Source organism: Aliivibrio fischeri ATCC 7744 = JCM 18803 = DSM 507 (assembly GCF_023983475.1).
Lineage (GTDB): Bacteria > Pseudomonadota > Gammaproteobacteria > Enterobacterales > Vibrionaceae > Aliivibrio > Aliivibrio fischeri.
Genome location: NZ_CP092712.1, coordinates 1,060,330 through 1,076,271, shown reverse-complemented (window position 1 = coordinate 1,076,271; position 15,942 = coordinate 1,060,330). Strand labels below are relative to the sequence as shown.

15 protein-coding genes and 1 tRNA gene are annotated in these 15,942 nt (G+C 35.7%); 3 read left to right on the top strand and 13 right to left on the bottom strand.

Annotation, left to right across the window (positions count from 1 at the left end; genetic code table 11):
* The first annotated feature begins 158 nt into the window (after positions 1–158).
* Both AVFI_RS05110 and AVFI_RS05105 read left to right on the top strand, forming a co-directional pair.
* The gene (locus AVFI_RS05110) at positions 159–1,319 is read left to right on the top strand and encodes an MFS transporter (RefSeq protein ID WP_005418677.1); all 1,161 of its coding nucleotides are present in this window, start codon (positions 159–161) and stop codon (positions 1,317–1,319) included.
* Between the two features lie 63 nt (positions 1,320–1,382).
* Positions 1,383–1,700: a hypothetical protein gene (locus tag AVFI_RS05105; RefSeq protein ID WP_005418675.1), complete on the top strand. Its 318-nt coding sequence runs from the start codon at positions 1,383–1,385 to the stop codon at positions 1,698–1,700.
* A gap of 80 nt (positions 1,701–1,780) precedes the next feature.
* Here AVFI_RS05105 and AVFI_RS05100 read toward each other — a convergent pair whose 3' ends face one another.
* From AVFI_RS05100 to AVFI_RS05045, 12 genes are all read right to left on the bottom strand, one after another.
* Complete coding sequence (locus tag AVFI_RS05100; protein WP_065603388.1) at positions 1,781–2,203, bottom strand: GNAT family N-acetyltransferase; 423 nt, start codon at positions 2,201–2,203, stop codon at positions 1,781–1,783.
* A 66-nt stretch (positions 2,204–2,269) separates the two neighbouring features.
* The gene (locus tag AVFI_RS05095; RefSeq protein WP_005418671.1) at positions 2,270–2,503 is read right to left on the bottom strand and encodes a hypothetical protein; all 234 of its coding nucleotides are present in this window, start codon (positions 2,501–2,503) and stop codon (positions 2,270–2,272) included.
* Positions 2,504–2,633: 130 nt separating this feature from the next.
* The gene (locus AVFI_RS05090) at positions 2,634–4,094 is read right to left on the bottom strand and encodes a glutathione synthase (RefSeq protein WP_188863267.1); all 1,461 of its coding nucleotides are present in this window, start codon (positions 4,092–4,094) and stop codon (positions 2,634–2,636) included.
* 90 nt (positions 4,095–4,184) lie between these two features.
* Positions 4,185–5,543: a GTPase HflX gene (gene hflX / locus AVFI_RS05085; protein ID WP_188863268.1), complete on the bottom strand. Its 1,359-nt coding sequence runs from the start codon at positions 5,541–5,543 to the stop codon at positions 4,185–4,187.
* 205 nt (positions 5,544–5,748) lie between these two features.
* The gene (locus tag AVFI_RS05080; protein WP_054775597.1) at positions 5,749–6,456 is read right to left on the bottom strand and encodes an SDR family oxidoreductase; all 708 of its coding nucleotides are present in this window, start codon (positions 6,454–6,456) and stop codon (positions 5,749–5,751) included.
* A 34-nt stretch (positions 6,457–6,490) separates the two neighbouring features.
* Positions 6,491–6,877 (bottom strand): thiol-disulfide oxidoreductase DCC family protein, encoded by a 387-nt coding sequence (locus tag AVFI_RS05075; protein ID WP_188863269.1) that lies wholly within the window; start codon positions 6,875–6,877, stop codon positions 6,491–6,493.
* 280 nt (positions 6,878–7,157) lie between these two features.
* Complete coding sequence (locus tag AVFI_RS05070) at positions 7,158–8,768, bottom strand: Eco57I restriction-modification methylase domain-containing protein (RefSeq protein ID WP_188863270.1); 1,611 nt, start codon at positions 8,766–8,768, stop codon at positions 7,158–7,160.
* A 7-nt stretch (positions 8,769–8,775) separates the two neighbouring features.
* On the bottom strand, positions 8,776–9,375 hold the full coding sequence (locus AVFI_RS05065; RefSeq protein ID WP_188863271.1) for an HNH endonuclease: 600 nt from the start codon (positions 9,373–9,375) through the stop codon (positions 8,776–8,778).
* A gap of 8 nt (positions 9,376–9,383) precedes the next feature.
* Complete coding sequence (locus AVFI_RS05060) at positions 9,384–10,040, bottom strand: response regulator (protein WP_054775593.1); 657 nt, start codon at positions 10,038–10,040, stop codon at positions 9,384–9,386.
* Between the two features lie 3 nt (positions 10,041–10,043).
* Complete coding sequence (locus AVFI_RS05055; RefSeq protein ID WP_188863272.1) at positions 10,044–12,680, bottom strand: ATP-binding protein; 2,637 nt, start codon at positions 12,678–12,680, stop codon at positions 10,044–10,046.
* A gap of 516 nt (positions 12,681–13,196) precedes the next feature.
* A tRNA-Ser gene (locus AVFI_RS05050) sits at positions 13,197–13,284 on the bottom strand.
* 178 nt (positions 13,285–13,462) lie between these two features.
* Positions 13,463–13,915 (bottom strand): L-alanine exporter AlaE, encoded by a 453-nt coding sequence (locus AVFI_RS05045; RefSeq protein ID WP_005418661.1) that lies wholly within the window; start codon positions 13,913–13,915, stop codon positions 13,463–13,465.
* A 310-nt stretch (positions 13,916–14,225) separates the two neighbouring features.
* Between AVFI_RS05045 and AVFI_RS05040 the strand changes: the two genes are divergently transcribed.
* Complete coding sequence (locus AVFI_RS05040) at positions 14,226–14,816, top strand: UPF0149 family protein (protein ID WP_005418660.1); 591 nt, start codon at positions 14,226–14,228, stop codon at positions 14,814–14,816.
* A 72-nt stretch (positions 14,817–14,888) separates the two neighbouring features.
* On the opposite strand, the gene nadA is transcribed toward AVFI_RS05040, so the two are convergent.
* Positions 14,889–15,938 carry a quinolinate synthase NadA gene (gene nadA / locus AVFI_RS05035; RefSeq protein ID WP_005418627.1) on the bottom strand — a complete coding sequence of 350 codons (1,050 nt, stop codon included), beginning with the start codon at positions 15,936–15,938 and terminating at the stop codon, positions 14,889–14,891.
* Between the last annotated feature and the right edge of the window lie 4 nt (positions 15,939–15,942).

The following is a 15,942-nucleotide window of genomic DNA, read 5'->3' as shown; positions in this document are numbered from 1 at the left end:
TTGCATAAGTGAGATAAATTGCTCACTAATTTATTCATTATATTTCAATTAGCAAAATTTATCTTTACGAGAAAAATTACTCGTTTTACTTGGTTACTCTTTAGCCTCATAGTCGCGGAAAATTACTTCCTATCTATTACTTTTTTTGAGGCACTGCGGTGGAAAAAACAACATCAACTCAATCACAATCTGGTCTACTTATTCCTGTGATTGCTCTCTCTTTATTTGCTATTGCATCAGGGTATTTAATGAGCTTAATCCCCCTAATGCTAAGTCAATATGGGATTGAGGCGAAATACGCCAGTTGGTTAGCCAGTGCTTTTTATGCAGGTCTACTTGTTGGTGCCGGTGTTATCGAACCTTTTGTGGCTCGTTTAGGCCATAAAAACTCATTCGTTTTATTCTTAGCTCTGCTTGCTGCAACAATTATAGCTCTTCCTGCTATTCCTGATGAATTATTTTGGATGGTAGCAAGATTCGTTGCTGGTATTGCCGTCGCTGGTGTATTTGTTGTTGTTGAGTCTTGGCTGTTAATTGGTGATGCAGAAAGCCGACCAAAACGCTTAGGTTTATACATGGGCGCACTTTATGGCGGTTCATCTCTAGGACAACTTGGTATCGGTTTTATTGGTATTGAAGGTCTATTACCGTATTACATGATCATCGGCCTAATCATGATGGCCATTGCTTGTTTATTATTTGGTAAAGGTGCACAACCTCAAGTTCAACACCACAATGTTTTGAACTTCAAACAAATACTAAAACTAAACAAAGCTTCTATCATGGGTTGTGTTGTGTCTGGTCTATTACTGGGTGCAGTGTATGGTCTAATGCCATTAGAATTGAAACATCGCAACATTAACACTGCGCAAATTGGTAGTCTTATGGCGCTGATCGTTCTTGGTGGTATGGCAGTACAACCGATTGTTTCTTATTTATCGAAACATTTTGCTAAAACGCTACTAATGGCTCTATTTTGTATTTTAGGTGTTTTCTCTGTTGGTTTAACTGCATTGAGTGATCACGCAGCTGTACTGGCAGTAGCTTTAGTTCTTCTTGGTATGGCTGCGTTTGCACTTTACCCAATTGCGATCTCACTTGGCTGTGATCAACTGGATGAATCTTATATTGTGTCTGCAACACAAGTAATGCTTTTTAGCTACAGTATTGGTTCGGTATGTGGCCCTGTTATGGCAAATACATTAATGAACACTGCCGAAGGTCTTATGAGCTACTTATTTGCGATCTTATTAGCAACAGCTATTTACATGATCTTCGCTAATATTCGTCAACACCGCCCAATGGTTGCAGGCGAATAATTCCTTAGATTCTTATTACGGTGCGCGCTACAATGCGCACCTAAATAATTATGAGATATTAAAATGGAAGACGCACAATACGTTGTGGAGTGGGAAGAAACCACCACATTAAATTTTGAAGGTGCTCAATTAGTTTCGGCTTACCACACTTGTGAAGAAGAAGGCGATGAAACTGAACTTGAATTCGGTGAAGGCTGGTTTCAAGGTAAAGATGGTGAAGAGTACCGAATTGAAGTTCAAATGGCTCCTTTCCATCCTTATGATGAAGATCCTGTTCGTTTAGCTAACATCACAATTAATGGTGAAATCGTTAAAATTCTGGAAATTGCAGAAACCATTGATGGCGAATTCTTCATTGAACCAAGTGATAGCGATTACTAATACAATCAAATACCAAAAGGCACCGTTTATTTTTATGCGGTGCCTTTTTTAATATTAATTTATCCATACTGCAAATTATCTTACTTAATCATTTTTTCCATAGACAGGTGTGGAATATCGGCTTCAATAAACTCTTCGCCATAAGGTCGAAATCCCAGTTTTTCATAAAACTGAATCGCGTGTTTTTGAGAGCCTAAATATACACGCTCATAGTTTTGGCTTACCGCTTCTTCTATAAGTGATAATACAATTTTAGAGCCTAAACCTTTAGAGCGATACGCTTTTAAAATCGCAATGCGTCCAATATGGCCATCACTTAAAATGCGTCCAGTTCCAACCGCTTCTCCATCACAATACACAAGCGCATGAACAGCACTTGAGTCTAAACCATCAAATTCAATTTCAGGATCGATCTCTTGCTCTTGAATAAAAACCGAATCTCGAATAGAACGGACTTCCTCTTTTTCTTTATTTATATACGCGACATTTTTTACTTCAAACATGTTTCCGTTCTCTTTATTAACGATTAACTCAATGTACCGAAAGTCACCGTATGAATAAAGTGAAAATCAATAGTTAGACTGTAACGATAAACTTAATAATGTGATAAATAGCCCTATACTCTGAATTGCAAATGGGTATTTGGCATCTTTCCAATGCATACTACAAAAGACAATCGCTATAGGATTGAAAATAATACACAACAACCCCCACACAATACTCTGGCTAAAAGCCTCTAAGACTAGTAAAGCACCGCCAACGAGAAACACCACAACACCGAGCCAAACAAAAATATCAGCCATAAAAAAAACACCTCATTTATTCAATGACCATAAGGTACTTAAATGCATAAACTGAGTGTGAGTCCACAATTGAGACTCGTATTTTTTACGAACTATTTTAATGTTTGGTTCAGTTTGTATTAAGGAAAAATTAATCCACTAAAACCAAAGAGTCTAAAATACCTTTTCCACTATGAATTCCACCTTCATTTTCACTGGCAGGCTTACTACGAATTAAATAACCCGCATAACCATCCAGTTCAGTAACAGGCTTACCATTGTAGTAAGCGGTAAACAGCCCTATTTCACTCACTAAATCATTTACAAGAGTCTGTTCACCATCTCGAACCGCTACCGTTGGTGTATCACGTTCATGAGGATATAAGCGCTGCATTAACGCCCATGCGTCATATTTTGCAGCATCTAATTGATTGAGCTTTTGGGTAATATCATCACCAAAAACGCAATGTCCACCACCTTCACCTTGATTTTTTAATACCCATTCAGACTTATTCGCATTAAGAGTAAACCAATGAATAGTATCGGCATTAATCGGTTTCATATCAGCTAATACGCTTTTAACCAATGATGCTTCGTCTATACTCAATCCCCAACGAGCATATTCACTTTCTGGCATCATAGTTAACAACATTTGCATTGATTTGCTGGTCGCTAATTGCTGACTAATGGTTGCGTTTACGGCAACATGATGCTGTTCAATAAATAACCTTGTTTGGCTCAACGTATGGCAACAAATTGACTCATTAAGCTCTGCTGAGAAATAATCCTCATACTGATAGCCTGCACGTAAATAAACCACATCAACAGCACCAACGTTTTCTAGCAATAAGCGTTTATTATCACCACTAGATAGCTGAGTTCTTAATTGTTCAAACGTTCTTCGAACCGTTCGAACACCTTGCTTTTGGAGTTCAACTTCCAACAAATGTTGGTCATACACGTTATCTTCATTCTTTTGTACAACCATCAAGAATGTCGGTTTGCTTTCATTACCAAAATGCGCATTTACCGATTTCGCTGCCGCTGCAATACCATATGCAAGTTGTTCTAAACCTTGATTTTCAGCAGGCACAGCCGATGCATCTTCAATCCATTGGTGATACGTATTTGGCCATTGCTGTTTCATAAACGCATGAAGCTCTGCCGCTCGTTGGCCAAAAGGCCCCATGCCAGCTGCAATACCATTAAATTCAATGACTTTTGCACCGTGTTGACGGTCATCCATAAAATCAGTTCGCATCAATAATAACGGCTGACGCTCAGCAACAAGTTTATTATGAGCGTCACCATGCAGTTGTTGATGTAATGACATTAATAAACCAAAGAACGGATCAGCTTTTGCCATATCACTTAATGATGATTGGAGAAAATCATGATCTTCAGAAACGTTATGGATTAATTTAGTGATCAGCGGAGTCACTCTCAACAAATGTTGATATACATCACGCTCGATACTCATAGAGGCTATACTAAATGGACAATGTCTTGCCGTATTATCTGCTTGTCTGAATGCTACCCCATGCATGATTGCCCATTCACATGCATCTTCAATGATTTGTTGAGAAACCAACGATTTTTTTTCTGTATTCATATGATCATTTGGATAAATATAAACCAAGACTCAAACAATGAGTGCCTTGTTATTTTTTATAAAACGCATATTACAACTTTGAGCTTATGATTACTCACTGTCGTTATTGCTTGATAAATTCGACATCAGCTTTTTTAATCTTGCTAAATCAATTGCACTAGAACGCACTGTTAACTTCATATGATCATAATCATATTCTTCACTCACCACACTCATGCTTGAGCGGATCTCTCCCATTATGCCTTTTGCATCATAAGGAACAATGAGTTCTTCTTCGATCATCCCTTTCTCTGAAGCGTTAACAATGTATTTATGCAATTTAGCTACATCAAGTGGATTACGAGTTGATGTCATCATTGCATCAGGAAACTCTTCCATTAATGCTTGTTGCTGCTCAGGAGTCAGTTGATCAGATTTATTTAAAACTAATAACTTATCAATGCCATCAACACCCACTTCACCAAGTACCTCATGTACAACATCAAGCTGAGTTCTAAAGGTTGGATCTGAGGCATCTACTACATACAGTAATAATGAAGCATCGTGCGCTTCTGCTAACGTTGAGTGGAAAGAAGCGACCAAATCATGTGGTAATTTTTTTATGAACCCTACGGTATCTGAAACAAGAATTCGAGGTTGAGTTTCTGGATACAGCGCACGCACTGTTGTATCTAGTGTTGCAAACAACTTATTCTCAACCAGTACTTCACTGCCTGTTAATGCACGCATCATTGAAGATTTACCAGCATTGGTATAACCCACTAAAGCAACACAAAACAGTTCAGAACGCTGAGCTCGTCGTCCCTTCAGTTCATCTTGAACACTGTCTAACTCTCGACGTAATTCAGCTAATTGATCACGAACTTTACGACGGTCCAGCTCTAAACTTGTCTCACCTGAACCTTTACCCATTTGGCGTTCACTGTCACCGATTGAAGATTCTCTCAATCTTGGTGCGACATAATTCAGGCGAGCCATCTCAACTTGAAGACGAGCGGTACGTGTACGAGCATGACGACTGAATATTTCAATGATAATACCCGTGCGATCGTATACCTGAACACCAAGTTGATTCTCAACATTACGCAGTTGAGATGGACTTAAATCACAATCAAAGACAACAACATCAGCACAACCAAACGGTAAGTTCTCTGAAGGAATATCATCAAAATCAGTTTCATCAAAGAAATCTTCGGTATCGGCATCCGTACCCTCTCCTTGATTACCTGTGATGTGTGCGATCTCTGCCAATTTCCCAGCACCTAGCACACTCATCTTTTGCGTAGAGGTTTGCTTTTGAGATTGCGTTCCGACAACTTTAAAGCCTAATGTTGTCACCAAGCGAGTGAGTTCAGCCAAGGATTGTTTGGCTTCCTCACCTTTAAATTGCGGTGTACAAATAGAAATAAGTAAGGCGTTATTAAGCAACGGTTTTTCGGTTAGTTTCATGATTTTATCTTAAAGCACCGGAGTGCAAGCCTGATTTTAGCTAAAGTTAGTCTAATCCTACGCTGTTATTAAGAAGCTTGATAGGTAAATAGAAATTAAATAAAGAATAATCTTTTGGTTGGTGAGAGCTCATAGATATAACACTGTAAACTTAGACTGAGTAAAGCATGGTGATGTATCGCTCTGTTGCAAAGTAACTGATTTATTACCAAGGTAAACTTTCGCCATTATAAGCCAAAAACTTACCACTCTCTTGAGGTGAACTAGATTTCATCAACCCAATAAGATCACCTGCTACTTTTGCTGGTAAAAATAATTTATTTTGTGGGACGTTTGCTTGAAATGGCTTAGACAATGCAGTGTCTGTAGTTCCCGGGTGAAGAGCTAATACCACACCATTCTTCACACTCCTTCGCCATTCAATTGACATGGTTTTAATGAACATATTTAACGCTGCTTTTGATGCTCTATAGCTATACCATCCCCCCAATTCATTGTCTGAAATGCTACCTACTCTCGCAGAAATAACGGCAAATTTAGGGTGATTCGTACTTTTAAGTTTTGGGGTGAAATATTTGGCTAATAATAACGTTGGTAATGTATTTGCCAATATTATTTGCTGAAAATAAGCACTATCTAATGCGCCTAAATTTTTCTCAGGCCCTTTATCTGATGTATGTAGCATACCAACACAATTAATAACCCAATCGATATCATCAAATAATTCACTGAATAATTTCACTTCATCATCATGGCTAACATCGACTTGATACCAGCTCACTCTTTCATGCTGAAACCGTGGTTTAGTTCGACGATAAGTCGCATGGATGTGAGCAACTGAATACTGAGTAAGGCACTCTTTTATCATCGCAAAACCTATACCACCGTTTCCTCCAACAATGAGTATATTCATCATGATTCCTCGTAAAGCTCTGTCACATCACAATCTATTTTGAGCAACTTGTTTTATTACAACGAGACACTCCCGTTAACCAATAGGACACTCGATAACGATTTTTAGCAAAATGTAGATAGCACCAATCTGCGATCATCTTAATTCCCGGCCATCTGAGAGGAGCATAAAACCAACCTTTACCCACTAGTTTCCATGCGAGATACGTTACATCTAACCCGAGAATCAGCTCACCTTTCTGGTTTAATGCATGTAAAACCGTATTCGCAGCCTTTGGGTCAATATTAGGGTATTCAGAAAATGCTTCACTATAAATATCAATGGTTTTTATCACATTGTTTTTGTCTTGCTTTTTGAGTGCTCTCATCTCTTTTGCACACAATGGACAAGTTCCATCATAAAAAACGGTTAACTGATACATATGTACCTCTATGTTTGAGTTCTCTATGTTATACGTCAGAGGTGACTTTTCAGATCAAGAGAGGATTTATACCAACCCAAATAAATAGTCAGATAATTTTGCAGAAAAATGGATAAGAATAATATGTAAACATCCTTTTCGAGAGTTAAATATTTTCTAACTATTTCAATCAGGTATTATAAATTAAAAAATTATGCCAGTAAGGTATCACTGGCATTCATATTAGTATGCTTTCTGGTATATTACCAAATTAAAACTAACAGAAACAAACATAACTATTCTATCTAGTGATAGATTTATTAAGCCTTCGATTAACTAAAGACCTATATATAATCAATATTCTATCAATGTCACTATCTGATATACATAATGCATCCTTTAAAATAAATCGTCCATATTTATCCAAAATATCGACAATCGAAGACTTTTCATCAAAATCTTTTTTAAAAGACTCAAACTCTTGTAGAGAAATACTAGTATAGGGTAGAGGTAATCTTTTAAATTCACTCGGTATTAACTCTAAAACCCCTCCTCCATAATATCTGCCAAATAGTTCAGCAAAACACATAGTCAAAGGATTGTAATACGAATAAATAACCGAATTAATATCATAACCAAGTTTAACAAAAATATTATAAGCGGAATCAGTTGAATAAACTTTACTCTCATTTTTTAATAATTTAGGATATTCACTACTTCTTTTAAAGAAAAAACCATCACCAGGAGGAACCATTGGTACTTTATACCAAAACTCTCTATTTCTACACTTAAATCTATTATGTATACCTAACTGTTCTCCAAAAGCCAAATACTCATCGACTTGGCTCGATGTTCCTTGAGTATAGTTATTAAAATCAAGAAAAAAACCGGGTAACCCAGTATCTATTAGCTCATCATAGTCTCGCTTACTAAAAACGAGCTTATTCTTAACGTAAAGACCTTTCTGAACAACAGGTTTTGAAAATGATTGAAGCCCGAACTCTTGTAGACGTTCAGAATCTATAATAAAAAAGTCATTAGCGGCAGTTACCAAGCCAGGTCGAGATATTAAATAATTGTCCACTAAACTTAACTTAGTGTAGAGGCTATTCAAAAATTCTATATCGCAATCTGATAATACTAAGGAACTCCATTTTACTCCATTACTTTTGGCGGTGCTCTTACGACAAGCCTGCCTTGTCAAAAGTAAAGGTTCATTACTTCTTTTTTCTTTGGTAATTGAATCCACATCATATATATACAAGCCAGGACTTTTATGTCTTTTATGTGCAACAAGTAATACTGTATCTTGACCGGCAGCTCTAAACACTAAGCTTTGAAATGTATAGATATCGATACGCTCAAAATTTCGTTCCAAAAAGTTTTGTATACTCTCAGAAAACTTCACTTGAAGAAGATCAAAAGGAAGGACAAACGTCATAACCCCATCGATAGACAATGCTCTTTCACATTTTAATATAAAAGAAGTCCAAATATTTTTATCCGCAGAATGTGGTATATCAAACTCAGTTAGTATATTTCTAAGTTGAGTTATCTGTTCCCTTTCCAATCTACTCTTTGATATGTAAGGAGGATTACCAATAATCAAATCATACTTTCTTTTTTCTAATTTAGAAAAAAGAAAATCATCATTATTAACAACAATATTTTTATACTTAGGGACAAATTTTTCCCTAAGTTTCCTACATGACTCTGTGTCAATTTCAATAAGCTTAATATTAAGTTTATCTTCCGGTATCATTTTTAAGATTGATTCAATAAATCTCCCATCACCTGCGCTAGGTTCTAGAATGCTATTAACTTTACTAAAGTCTATCGTTTTTTCAAGTTGAAGCTTTACAAACTCAACTAACTCATGGGGAGTATAGAAAACACCTAAATTCTTACTCATTGCTAATTCACAACTCTCTAGTTAGCTTATGGTATTTTGACATTTGCCGTATTGATTGATTTAATAATTCATCAATGTCAGAAAATAATGGGTGCTTATCGCCTAAATCATCTAATTGCTGTGAAAGTTCAGAGACTATATTTTGAAAATAATCTGCCAACCAAAATAGCTCATGCCTTTTTAAGCCAAATTTCATTTTCTTATACATATATTCAGCAGCAGAATATTCCTCTCGATATTTTATTTTCCCTCTATAATCACGATAAAATGCATTATCATATCTAATATCACATGGATCATAGAAACCTTTATTACCAACTATATTTTCGGTCGGTGCATTTCCAACCCAGTGATTACTTTTTGCTATATTACATATGGGGCATGAATAAACCAAATTAGAATAATCATTCTCCAACTCTCTAAACAAACTCTTTGGAGCGAAATGGTCAATATGAAAAGCGTTACCGGAACCAAAGTAAACATGATGAATACCACAATAGCCACAACAACTATTAAAGTCTATTTTCAAATAAGGCTTATATAATCGGTAACTATTTTTTGTCTCTGTACAACTTCTCTTTGGGTTTATACATCTAACTTTAAACATGGTAAAAATTATTCCGATCTATCTTTTATTTCATTTAATTTTTCTATTATAGTTTTAGTATTATTAACAAGTAACTCTATATTTTTAACATGGGAGCTCTCCTTCAAATAACTTGGAACCTTATTCTTATAACTCAAATTAGATTCTATTATATCATCTAATTCTATTAATCTTTGTTCTTGTTCCAAACTTAATTCCGTCACCTTTGATAATTCTAAAAATTCATTTTCTGCATCCAATATCATTTCTCTGTAATGTTCTATGCTTTTTCTTAGTTTATTTTCAAATAAAGATTTTTCATCAGAAACATCACCAAATGCAGTTTCTTTTCTAAAAACAATGTACGTATCAAAAGAATTATCAATAGCATCTTCTGGATTAGAGGTAAGAATTACACAAGGAAAGTCCTTCTTTTGCTCTCTAACCATATTAACAACATCATGGCCTCTATATCCTATAGGATCATATTCATTTAATCTAAAATCAACAATAATTGCATCTAATCCCTCATTCATTATTTCATCTATAAGTTCATTAATATCTGATTTCGGCTTAAACTCCACCATGCTATAGTATTCACTATACGTCTTTATAAAACGGTTATAGAAAAAACTAATATCTGAATCATCCTCATCTAAATAACCTAACCTATAAATCATTTTCATTTATTATTTCCTTTTATTTTGATATTTATGTGGAAAAATCAATTGTAACTCAAAACCAACATCTGGTTTATTTAATATTGCTTTAGCTCCATACTCCTCTAGTGTCTTAGATAACAGCCACATACCCATCCCTGTACCAACTTCCTTACCATTTTTGTCTCTTTTAGTTGTATATGTAGGTTTAAATATATCTTTAGGCTCAGCGATATCTTTACTAAGACCAGGGCCAAGATCGGAATAGATTATAAATAAACCAGATGAATTGCTATCAAGCTGAATCTTTATCTTTCTTTCACATCTACTCTTAGCTGCCATGAATGCATCAAGAGAATTAATAATTAAATTATTGAAAATACAATCTAAATCAATTTCAAAAGCTCTTAACTGATACCCTTTCGCATTATCAATAAGTTCAATTGATGCTTTTCTCTCTGCTAAAGTATCAATCCAATCAGTTTCAAATGTCAAAAAATAATCAGAAATATTAATTTGCTTTCTATTCCTTTTATCTTTTCTGATTGTTCTCAGTGTATATTGTAACCAACGCTTAAGTTTTCTGTCTTCTTTTTCAAATAAATCAATCTTGTAAAATGGATTTTCGTATTTAATAACCTCTTTAAAATCTTCTTCTTTAACATAATTAAGTAATGTCTCTTTTATCTCTCCAAACCTGTCACCTAACTTAGTTTGTAAATTATCTAATTCATGTGTAAACGAAGCTATGGTAACGCCACTAGACGCAAAAATTCTCAGCAGAAAATTCTCTTTTTGTACATCATCTAATTCTCTTTCAAGATTCTGCTTCTCATTTTTTTCACTTAAATAAGCAATCGCTAAAGTTTCATCATCAGACTTAGTTTGTTTTCTTCCACCATTACTAAATTTTTTATGTTTATATTCTTTAAACATTTTATCTGCAATTAAATCCGCTTTTCGCCTCTCTTGATTTGAAACATCTTCTTTTGCTGGAACTACAGTATTATCATCACGATATTTCCTAAATTCGCTATATACTGAACTACGATCATCTTCAAAAATTTTAATTAATCTCTTAATAATCTCTTGAAACTTAAGTAATGCGTCAGACTCTTGCAATCCTTCTCGACTTGATTTATCCTGAAAGTGAGGATTATGTACTCTAGATATATTAATTACACCTGCAATGTTTTGAGGGGAAACTTTCCAATAACCTTTTCTACTTACTGCTGCTGGGCTTAATGCCACACGATTCCCCAAACCAAGCCAATCCCACGATGCACTATCTTGTTCTCCGTATGGGCGAACTCTAAAATTATCACGGAAAACTTTTACACCACTATTAATCTTTAACCAATGTTTGCGATTTTCACTATTGATCGTTTTTAAGAAATAAGCTTCAATATCTCTTTGATTCGATGCCTGTTTCATAAAGTAAAGGCTAAAAGAAAAAGAACCGATCTCGTCAATATCATATGTTTCAGATTCACTAATACCAGGAAGTAACTGACCTAAAGGGACGTTTAAAGTGTACCCTCCTTTTTTAAAAGATTCCTTATTAAACCTTTCATCTTGGAAGAAATCTCTTTTAAAAACATTATCTGGAATCTTCTCAACATCAAACTCATTCCTGTACACAGTAATATTTAAATTTAAATCACTATCAGCAGTAACATTAATTTTATAATCAAAATCTTCACAAACTTCTGGTAAAATTTTTCCATTGAACTCTTCATAACAATTGTTATACATAAACAATTGAAAGCTAGAGTCTTCCACCGGAGGAACTAAACTTTCTAATCCAGTTCTCAATGATCTAAGTGTTCTTTCATTCCAAACATCCCTCACTGAAGATATTTTGATAATAGTTCCACTCTCCATACATGCCAATAAAGAGGAATATTTGAAATCAACAATTGATTTATCGAAATCTTCAATTGCAGCACTAGGTAAAACTTCTTTAAGGTAATCACTATGATTGAATTGTATTGACTCTATGGTCGCATAGATTTCATCTATATTTTTACCTTGTTGCTCAAAACTATCCCAATCAACATGCCAAATAGTACTTTCATTATATTCAGATGTTATAGTTCGCATTTCGCCTAAACGTCCTAACTTATCTAATGCAAATCGCCCTATGCCTTTCGCACCGGATTTTATTCGGCCATTAGTAGACTCGAACTCTAACGCTTTATTGTCAGTTCCAATTGTCATCCACTGTTTTTTAATTATATCAGCACTCATCCCTTCTCCATTATCTATTATATAGACGCATGAAAAAGACGCGAAAAAATACTCTAGCTTACTGTTACTTCTAACAAACTCCCTTCTAATATCACTTAAATCCTTACCGTTAACACCTTCTGGAGCTTCAAATTTGTTCTTTACCCACAACTCGTCCAAAAGTGAGTACGCAGACTCAAGAGAAATGCCAGACTCTCTAGCGTATGGTAAAAGATTATAAAATTCACTATTAGACAATTTATTTGGGGCGCTAGGATATGGAATATCGAAAAAAACTACACATATATCGGAGTCTGCATCATAAGTATTTTTAACCAATTCGATAATCGCACCTTCAGACGTAGCGACATTCTCTCGCCCAATTAATCTTGCAGTGCGCGCAGACACATTAAAACTAATTTTTTCCTTCACATTCATATTTTCCCAACCATTACTGATAAATTAATGATTAATTGACATTTTAATCACGTAGAAAGTATTATATATTTCTACTCACATCATGCTATAACTAAATTTTCTAAGTTCATAGACCTATTGTTTGCAAACTGCTTATAACTCTCAAAATTCTACACTTTAGTTCAATTTATAATATTCATAAACTCGACTCAAGATTGACGCCACATGCTGTCGTAAACATAAATGAACACCTTAAAACGATGATCATAAAAACAGCGGATTACAAGCGTACTATTAAGTTAAGCTTTTAATAAAATTGTTGGTTAATGAGTGCCACCAGCTCTCTCACCTATTATTTAATATCAGCTCTTACATTCCATTCAAATGTATAAATGCCAGTATTAGACTTAATAAGGTAATTAGCTTCGCGAGAAGTATCTAGTTGCATGCTTATGTACTCTTTTGTGTACTCTCAGTGGGCACTGAACAAGCTATAGATACGAAAAAGCCCCAGCATTTCTGCTAGGGCTTAGAATGTGGCGGTGAGTGAGAGATTCGAACTCTCGGTACGTTGCCGTACACACACTTTCCAGGCGTGCTCCTTCAGCCACTCGGACAACTCACCGAATTGTTGTTCTTTTTGAAACAACGAGCGCTAATTTAATGATTTAGCCTCTAGGGGTCAAGGAGTTTCTTGCAGAATCTCAATTGGTTGCTTCATTTTTACACGTCTTGCTCGTGTTATAAACAAAAAAGCCAACATAATTATATGCTGGCTCTATCTGTAACATAAAAGTTTATACTTACGCTTGTGGTGTGTAATAACCAGGAACTTTAAATGCTTTACGGCAAGCATCTAAAAAGTAACCATAAAACACCCCCATTACACATGAGACAACAACGTTACTTGAAACAGCAGTAATGATTTGCTCTGGTGTTGCCCCCACGACTAATAAAATCATAGCGTAAGCTGGCGACTGGAATGTCACATACGCAACTAAGTCTGCAATATTCTTCATGAATTTGCTCGGTGATATACGAGCACCTTGACGAAGCATAAAATCACGAAAAACCCCATAAGGCCATGCGATTGCGATGTTAACTGGTATGGAAAGAGTTCGAGAAGCCAACGACTGCTCAAATGTCATTCCTGAAATTAATATTTCAATAAACATGCCCGTAATAAAACAAAAAACCACCATTGCAAATGTATCAGCCGCAGCATTGCGGATATTAAATGGCCCTTTCTTAGACATTAACTTACTCTCTCCAACACACAAATATCAGACTAATGGACTGGATGATGAAATACATCCAGTGGAATGAACTAGACAGGCAGATCTGACTAGCAATTATAGCTATTAGACCACAATGTATACAGAATTAGATACTGAAGTTGAAACTATGTAGTAAATTTACAGCTATTTTTACGTTCAAAATCAGTTTGATCAACTACTTGGCAGTATAGGTAATAAAATTACATACAAAATTGCTACATAATTTCATTTCAGACAAGGCAAAAACTTCTTGGTACAATAGTAAAAAATTGAATGGAATGAGAACACTATGTCTTTATCACTTACGACAATTCTTTCAAACCCTGAATTAGAAAATAAACTGCTTACTGAAGCGCAAACTCAAGGTTTTATTGCCGCTATGGCAGCAGCCCCTAATCTGATTAATCCAAATGAATGGTTAGCTTTTTTATGGGGTGGTGAAGAAACTTCTCCATTTACTAATGCAGAAGATCTAGAAGCTTATGCGAACATCGTTGTTAACTTATGGAATGATTATCGTGAAGCGTTTTTATCTGGCACATGGCAATGGCCTGAAGAGTGTAAATTAGATGATGAAGAAATCGTTACTTCTGAAACTCGTCAATTTTCAGAAGGTCTATTACAAGGCTGGCAATTAACTCGTGATGATTGGGAAACCTTAATGCCAGAAGAAAGTGAAAACAATGCCCTACTTGGTGGTGTGTTACTTTCTATTAGTATGCTTTTTGACCCAGAGACGGCGCTATCTGCATTAGAAGAGCAAGGTATCGAAGGGTTAGGTGAATTCACTGAAATTTACAATGCCGTACCTATGATGCTATCAGGATTAACCATGCGTGGTTATGAACTTGCAGAAGCAGAAGCAAGTCGCGACGAATAAATAAAGTCCAAAAATAAAATAAAAAAATGGCGACCAATATGGTCGCCATTTTTATATAAAACATTTATCGCATTATCTATTTGCGTTTAATTGCTCAGCAAAATCTAACATACGATTTAATGGAATAAGAGATTTTAAGCGTGTTTCTTCATCTACAAAAATCTCATGCTCAGACCCACCTTCTCGAAGTGACTTCTCAATAGCAACTAAGCCATTCATAGCCATCCAAGGACAGTGAGCACAACTACGGCATGTTGCGCCAGCACCTGCAGTTGGTGCTTCAAGTAATTCTTTCTCTGGCACCATTTGCTGCATTTTAAAGAAAATACCTTTATCTGTTGCAACAATCATTTTTTGTTGTGGTAGCTCTTTAGCTGCTTTGATTAATTGACTTGTAGAACCAACAGCGTCCGCTAACTCAACAACACTTGCAGGTGATTCAGGGTGAACTAACACAGCAGCATCAGGGTGAAGTGCTTTAGCATCTTTTAAGGCTTTTGCTGAGAATTCATCATGAACAATACACTCACCTTGCCATAGAAGCATATCTGCGCCAGTTTTATTCGCAATATATGAGCCTAAATGACGATCAGGACCCCAGATGATTTTTTTATCTTCATCATCTAGGTGCTCTACGATTTCTAAAGCAATGCTTGATGTTACTACCCAATCAGCTCGAGCTTTTACTGCTGCAGAAGTATTAGCGTAAACCACAACCGTGTGATCAGGATGCGCGTCACAAAACTCAGTAAACTTGTCTGCTGGACAACCTAAATCTAATGAACACTCAGCCTCTAATGTCGGCATTAAAATGGTTTTTTCAGGCGTTAGGATTTTTGCAGATTCTCCCATGAAACGAACACCAGCAATCACTAATGTTTTTGCTTCATGACGATTACCAAATTTAGCCATTTCAAGTGAATCACCAACAAAACCACCAGTCTCTTCAGCTAATGCTTGAATTTCAGGGTCCGTATAATAATGGGCAATTAATACCGCATTTTTATCTTTAAGTAATTGTTTAATTTTAGAAATGTATTCTACTTTCTCTTCCGCACTTAATGCGATTGGCTTTGGAGGGAAAGGATAAACGGTATCGATGTGATCTAGAATATGGCCCATTGCT

What these genes read in the sequence shown, in the direction of transcription:
- nadA (WP_005418627.1), bottom strand. Translation starts at nt 15,938, where the DNA reads ATGGGCCATATTCTAGATCACATCGATACCGTTTATCCTTTCCCTCCA.
- hflX (WP_188863268.1), bottom strand. Translation starts at nt 5,543, where the DNA reads ATGAAACTAACCGAAAAACCGTTGCTTAATAACGCCTTACTTATTTCT.
- AVFI_RS05070 (WP_188863270.1), bottom strand. Translation starts at nt 8,768, where the DNA reads ATGAGTAAGAATTTAGGTGTTTTCTATACTCCCCATGAGTTAGTTGAG.
- AVFI_RS05065 (WP_188863271.1), bottom strand. Translation starts at nt 9,375, where the DNA reads ATGTTTAAAGTTAGATGTATAAACCCAAAGAGAAGTTGTACAGAGACA.
- AVFI_RS05100 (WP_065603388.1), bottom strand. Translation starts at nt 2,203, where the DNA reads ATGTTTGAAGTAAAAAATGTCGCGTATATAAATAAAGAAAAAGAGGAA.
- AVFI_RS05095 (WP_005418671.1), bottom strand. Translation starts at nt 2,503, where the DNA reads ATGGCTGATATTTTTGTTTGGCTCGGTGTTGTGGTGTTTCTCGTTGGC.
- AVFI_RS05080 (WP_054775597.1), bottom strand. Translation starts at nt 6,456, where the DNA reads ATGAATATACTCATTGTTGGAGGAAACGGTGGTATAGGTTTTGCGATG.
- AVFI_RS05075 (WP_188863269.1), bottom strand. Translation starts at nt 6,877, where the DNA reads ATGTATCAGTTAACCGTTTTTTATGATGGAACTTGTCCATTGTGTGCA.
- AVFI_RS05090 (WP_188863267.1), bottom strand. Translation starts at nt 4,094, where the DNA reads ATGAATACAGAAAAAAAATCGTTGGTTTCTCAACAAATCATTGAAGAT.
- AVFI_RS05060 (WP_054775593.1), bottom strand. Translation starts at nt 10,040, where the DNA reads ATGAAAATGATTTATAGGTTAGGTTATTTAGATGAGGATGATTCAGAT.
- AVFI_RS05055 (WP_188863272.1), bottom strand. Translation starts at nt 12,680, where the DNA reads ATGAATGTGAAGGAAAAAATTAGTTTTAATGTGTCTGCGCGCACTGCA.
- AVFI_RS05040 (WP_005418660.1), top strand. Translation starts at nt 14,226, where the DNA reads ATGTCTTTATCACTTACGACAATTCTTTCAAACCCTGAATTAGAAAAT.
- AVFI_RS05105 (WP_005418675.1), top strand. Translation starts at nt 1,383, where the DNA reads ATGGAAGACGCACAATACGTTGTGGAGTGGGAAGAAACCACCACATTA.
- AVFI_RS05045 (WP_005418661.1), bottom strand. Translation starts at nt 13,915, where the DNA reads ATGTCTAAGAAAGGGCCATTTAATATCCGCAATGCTGCGGCTGATACA.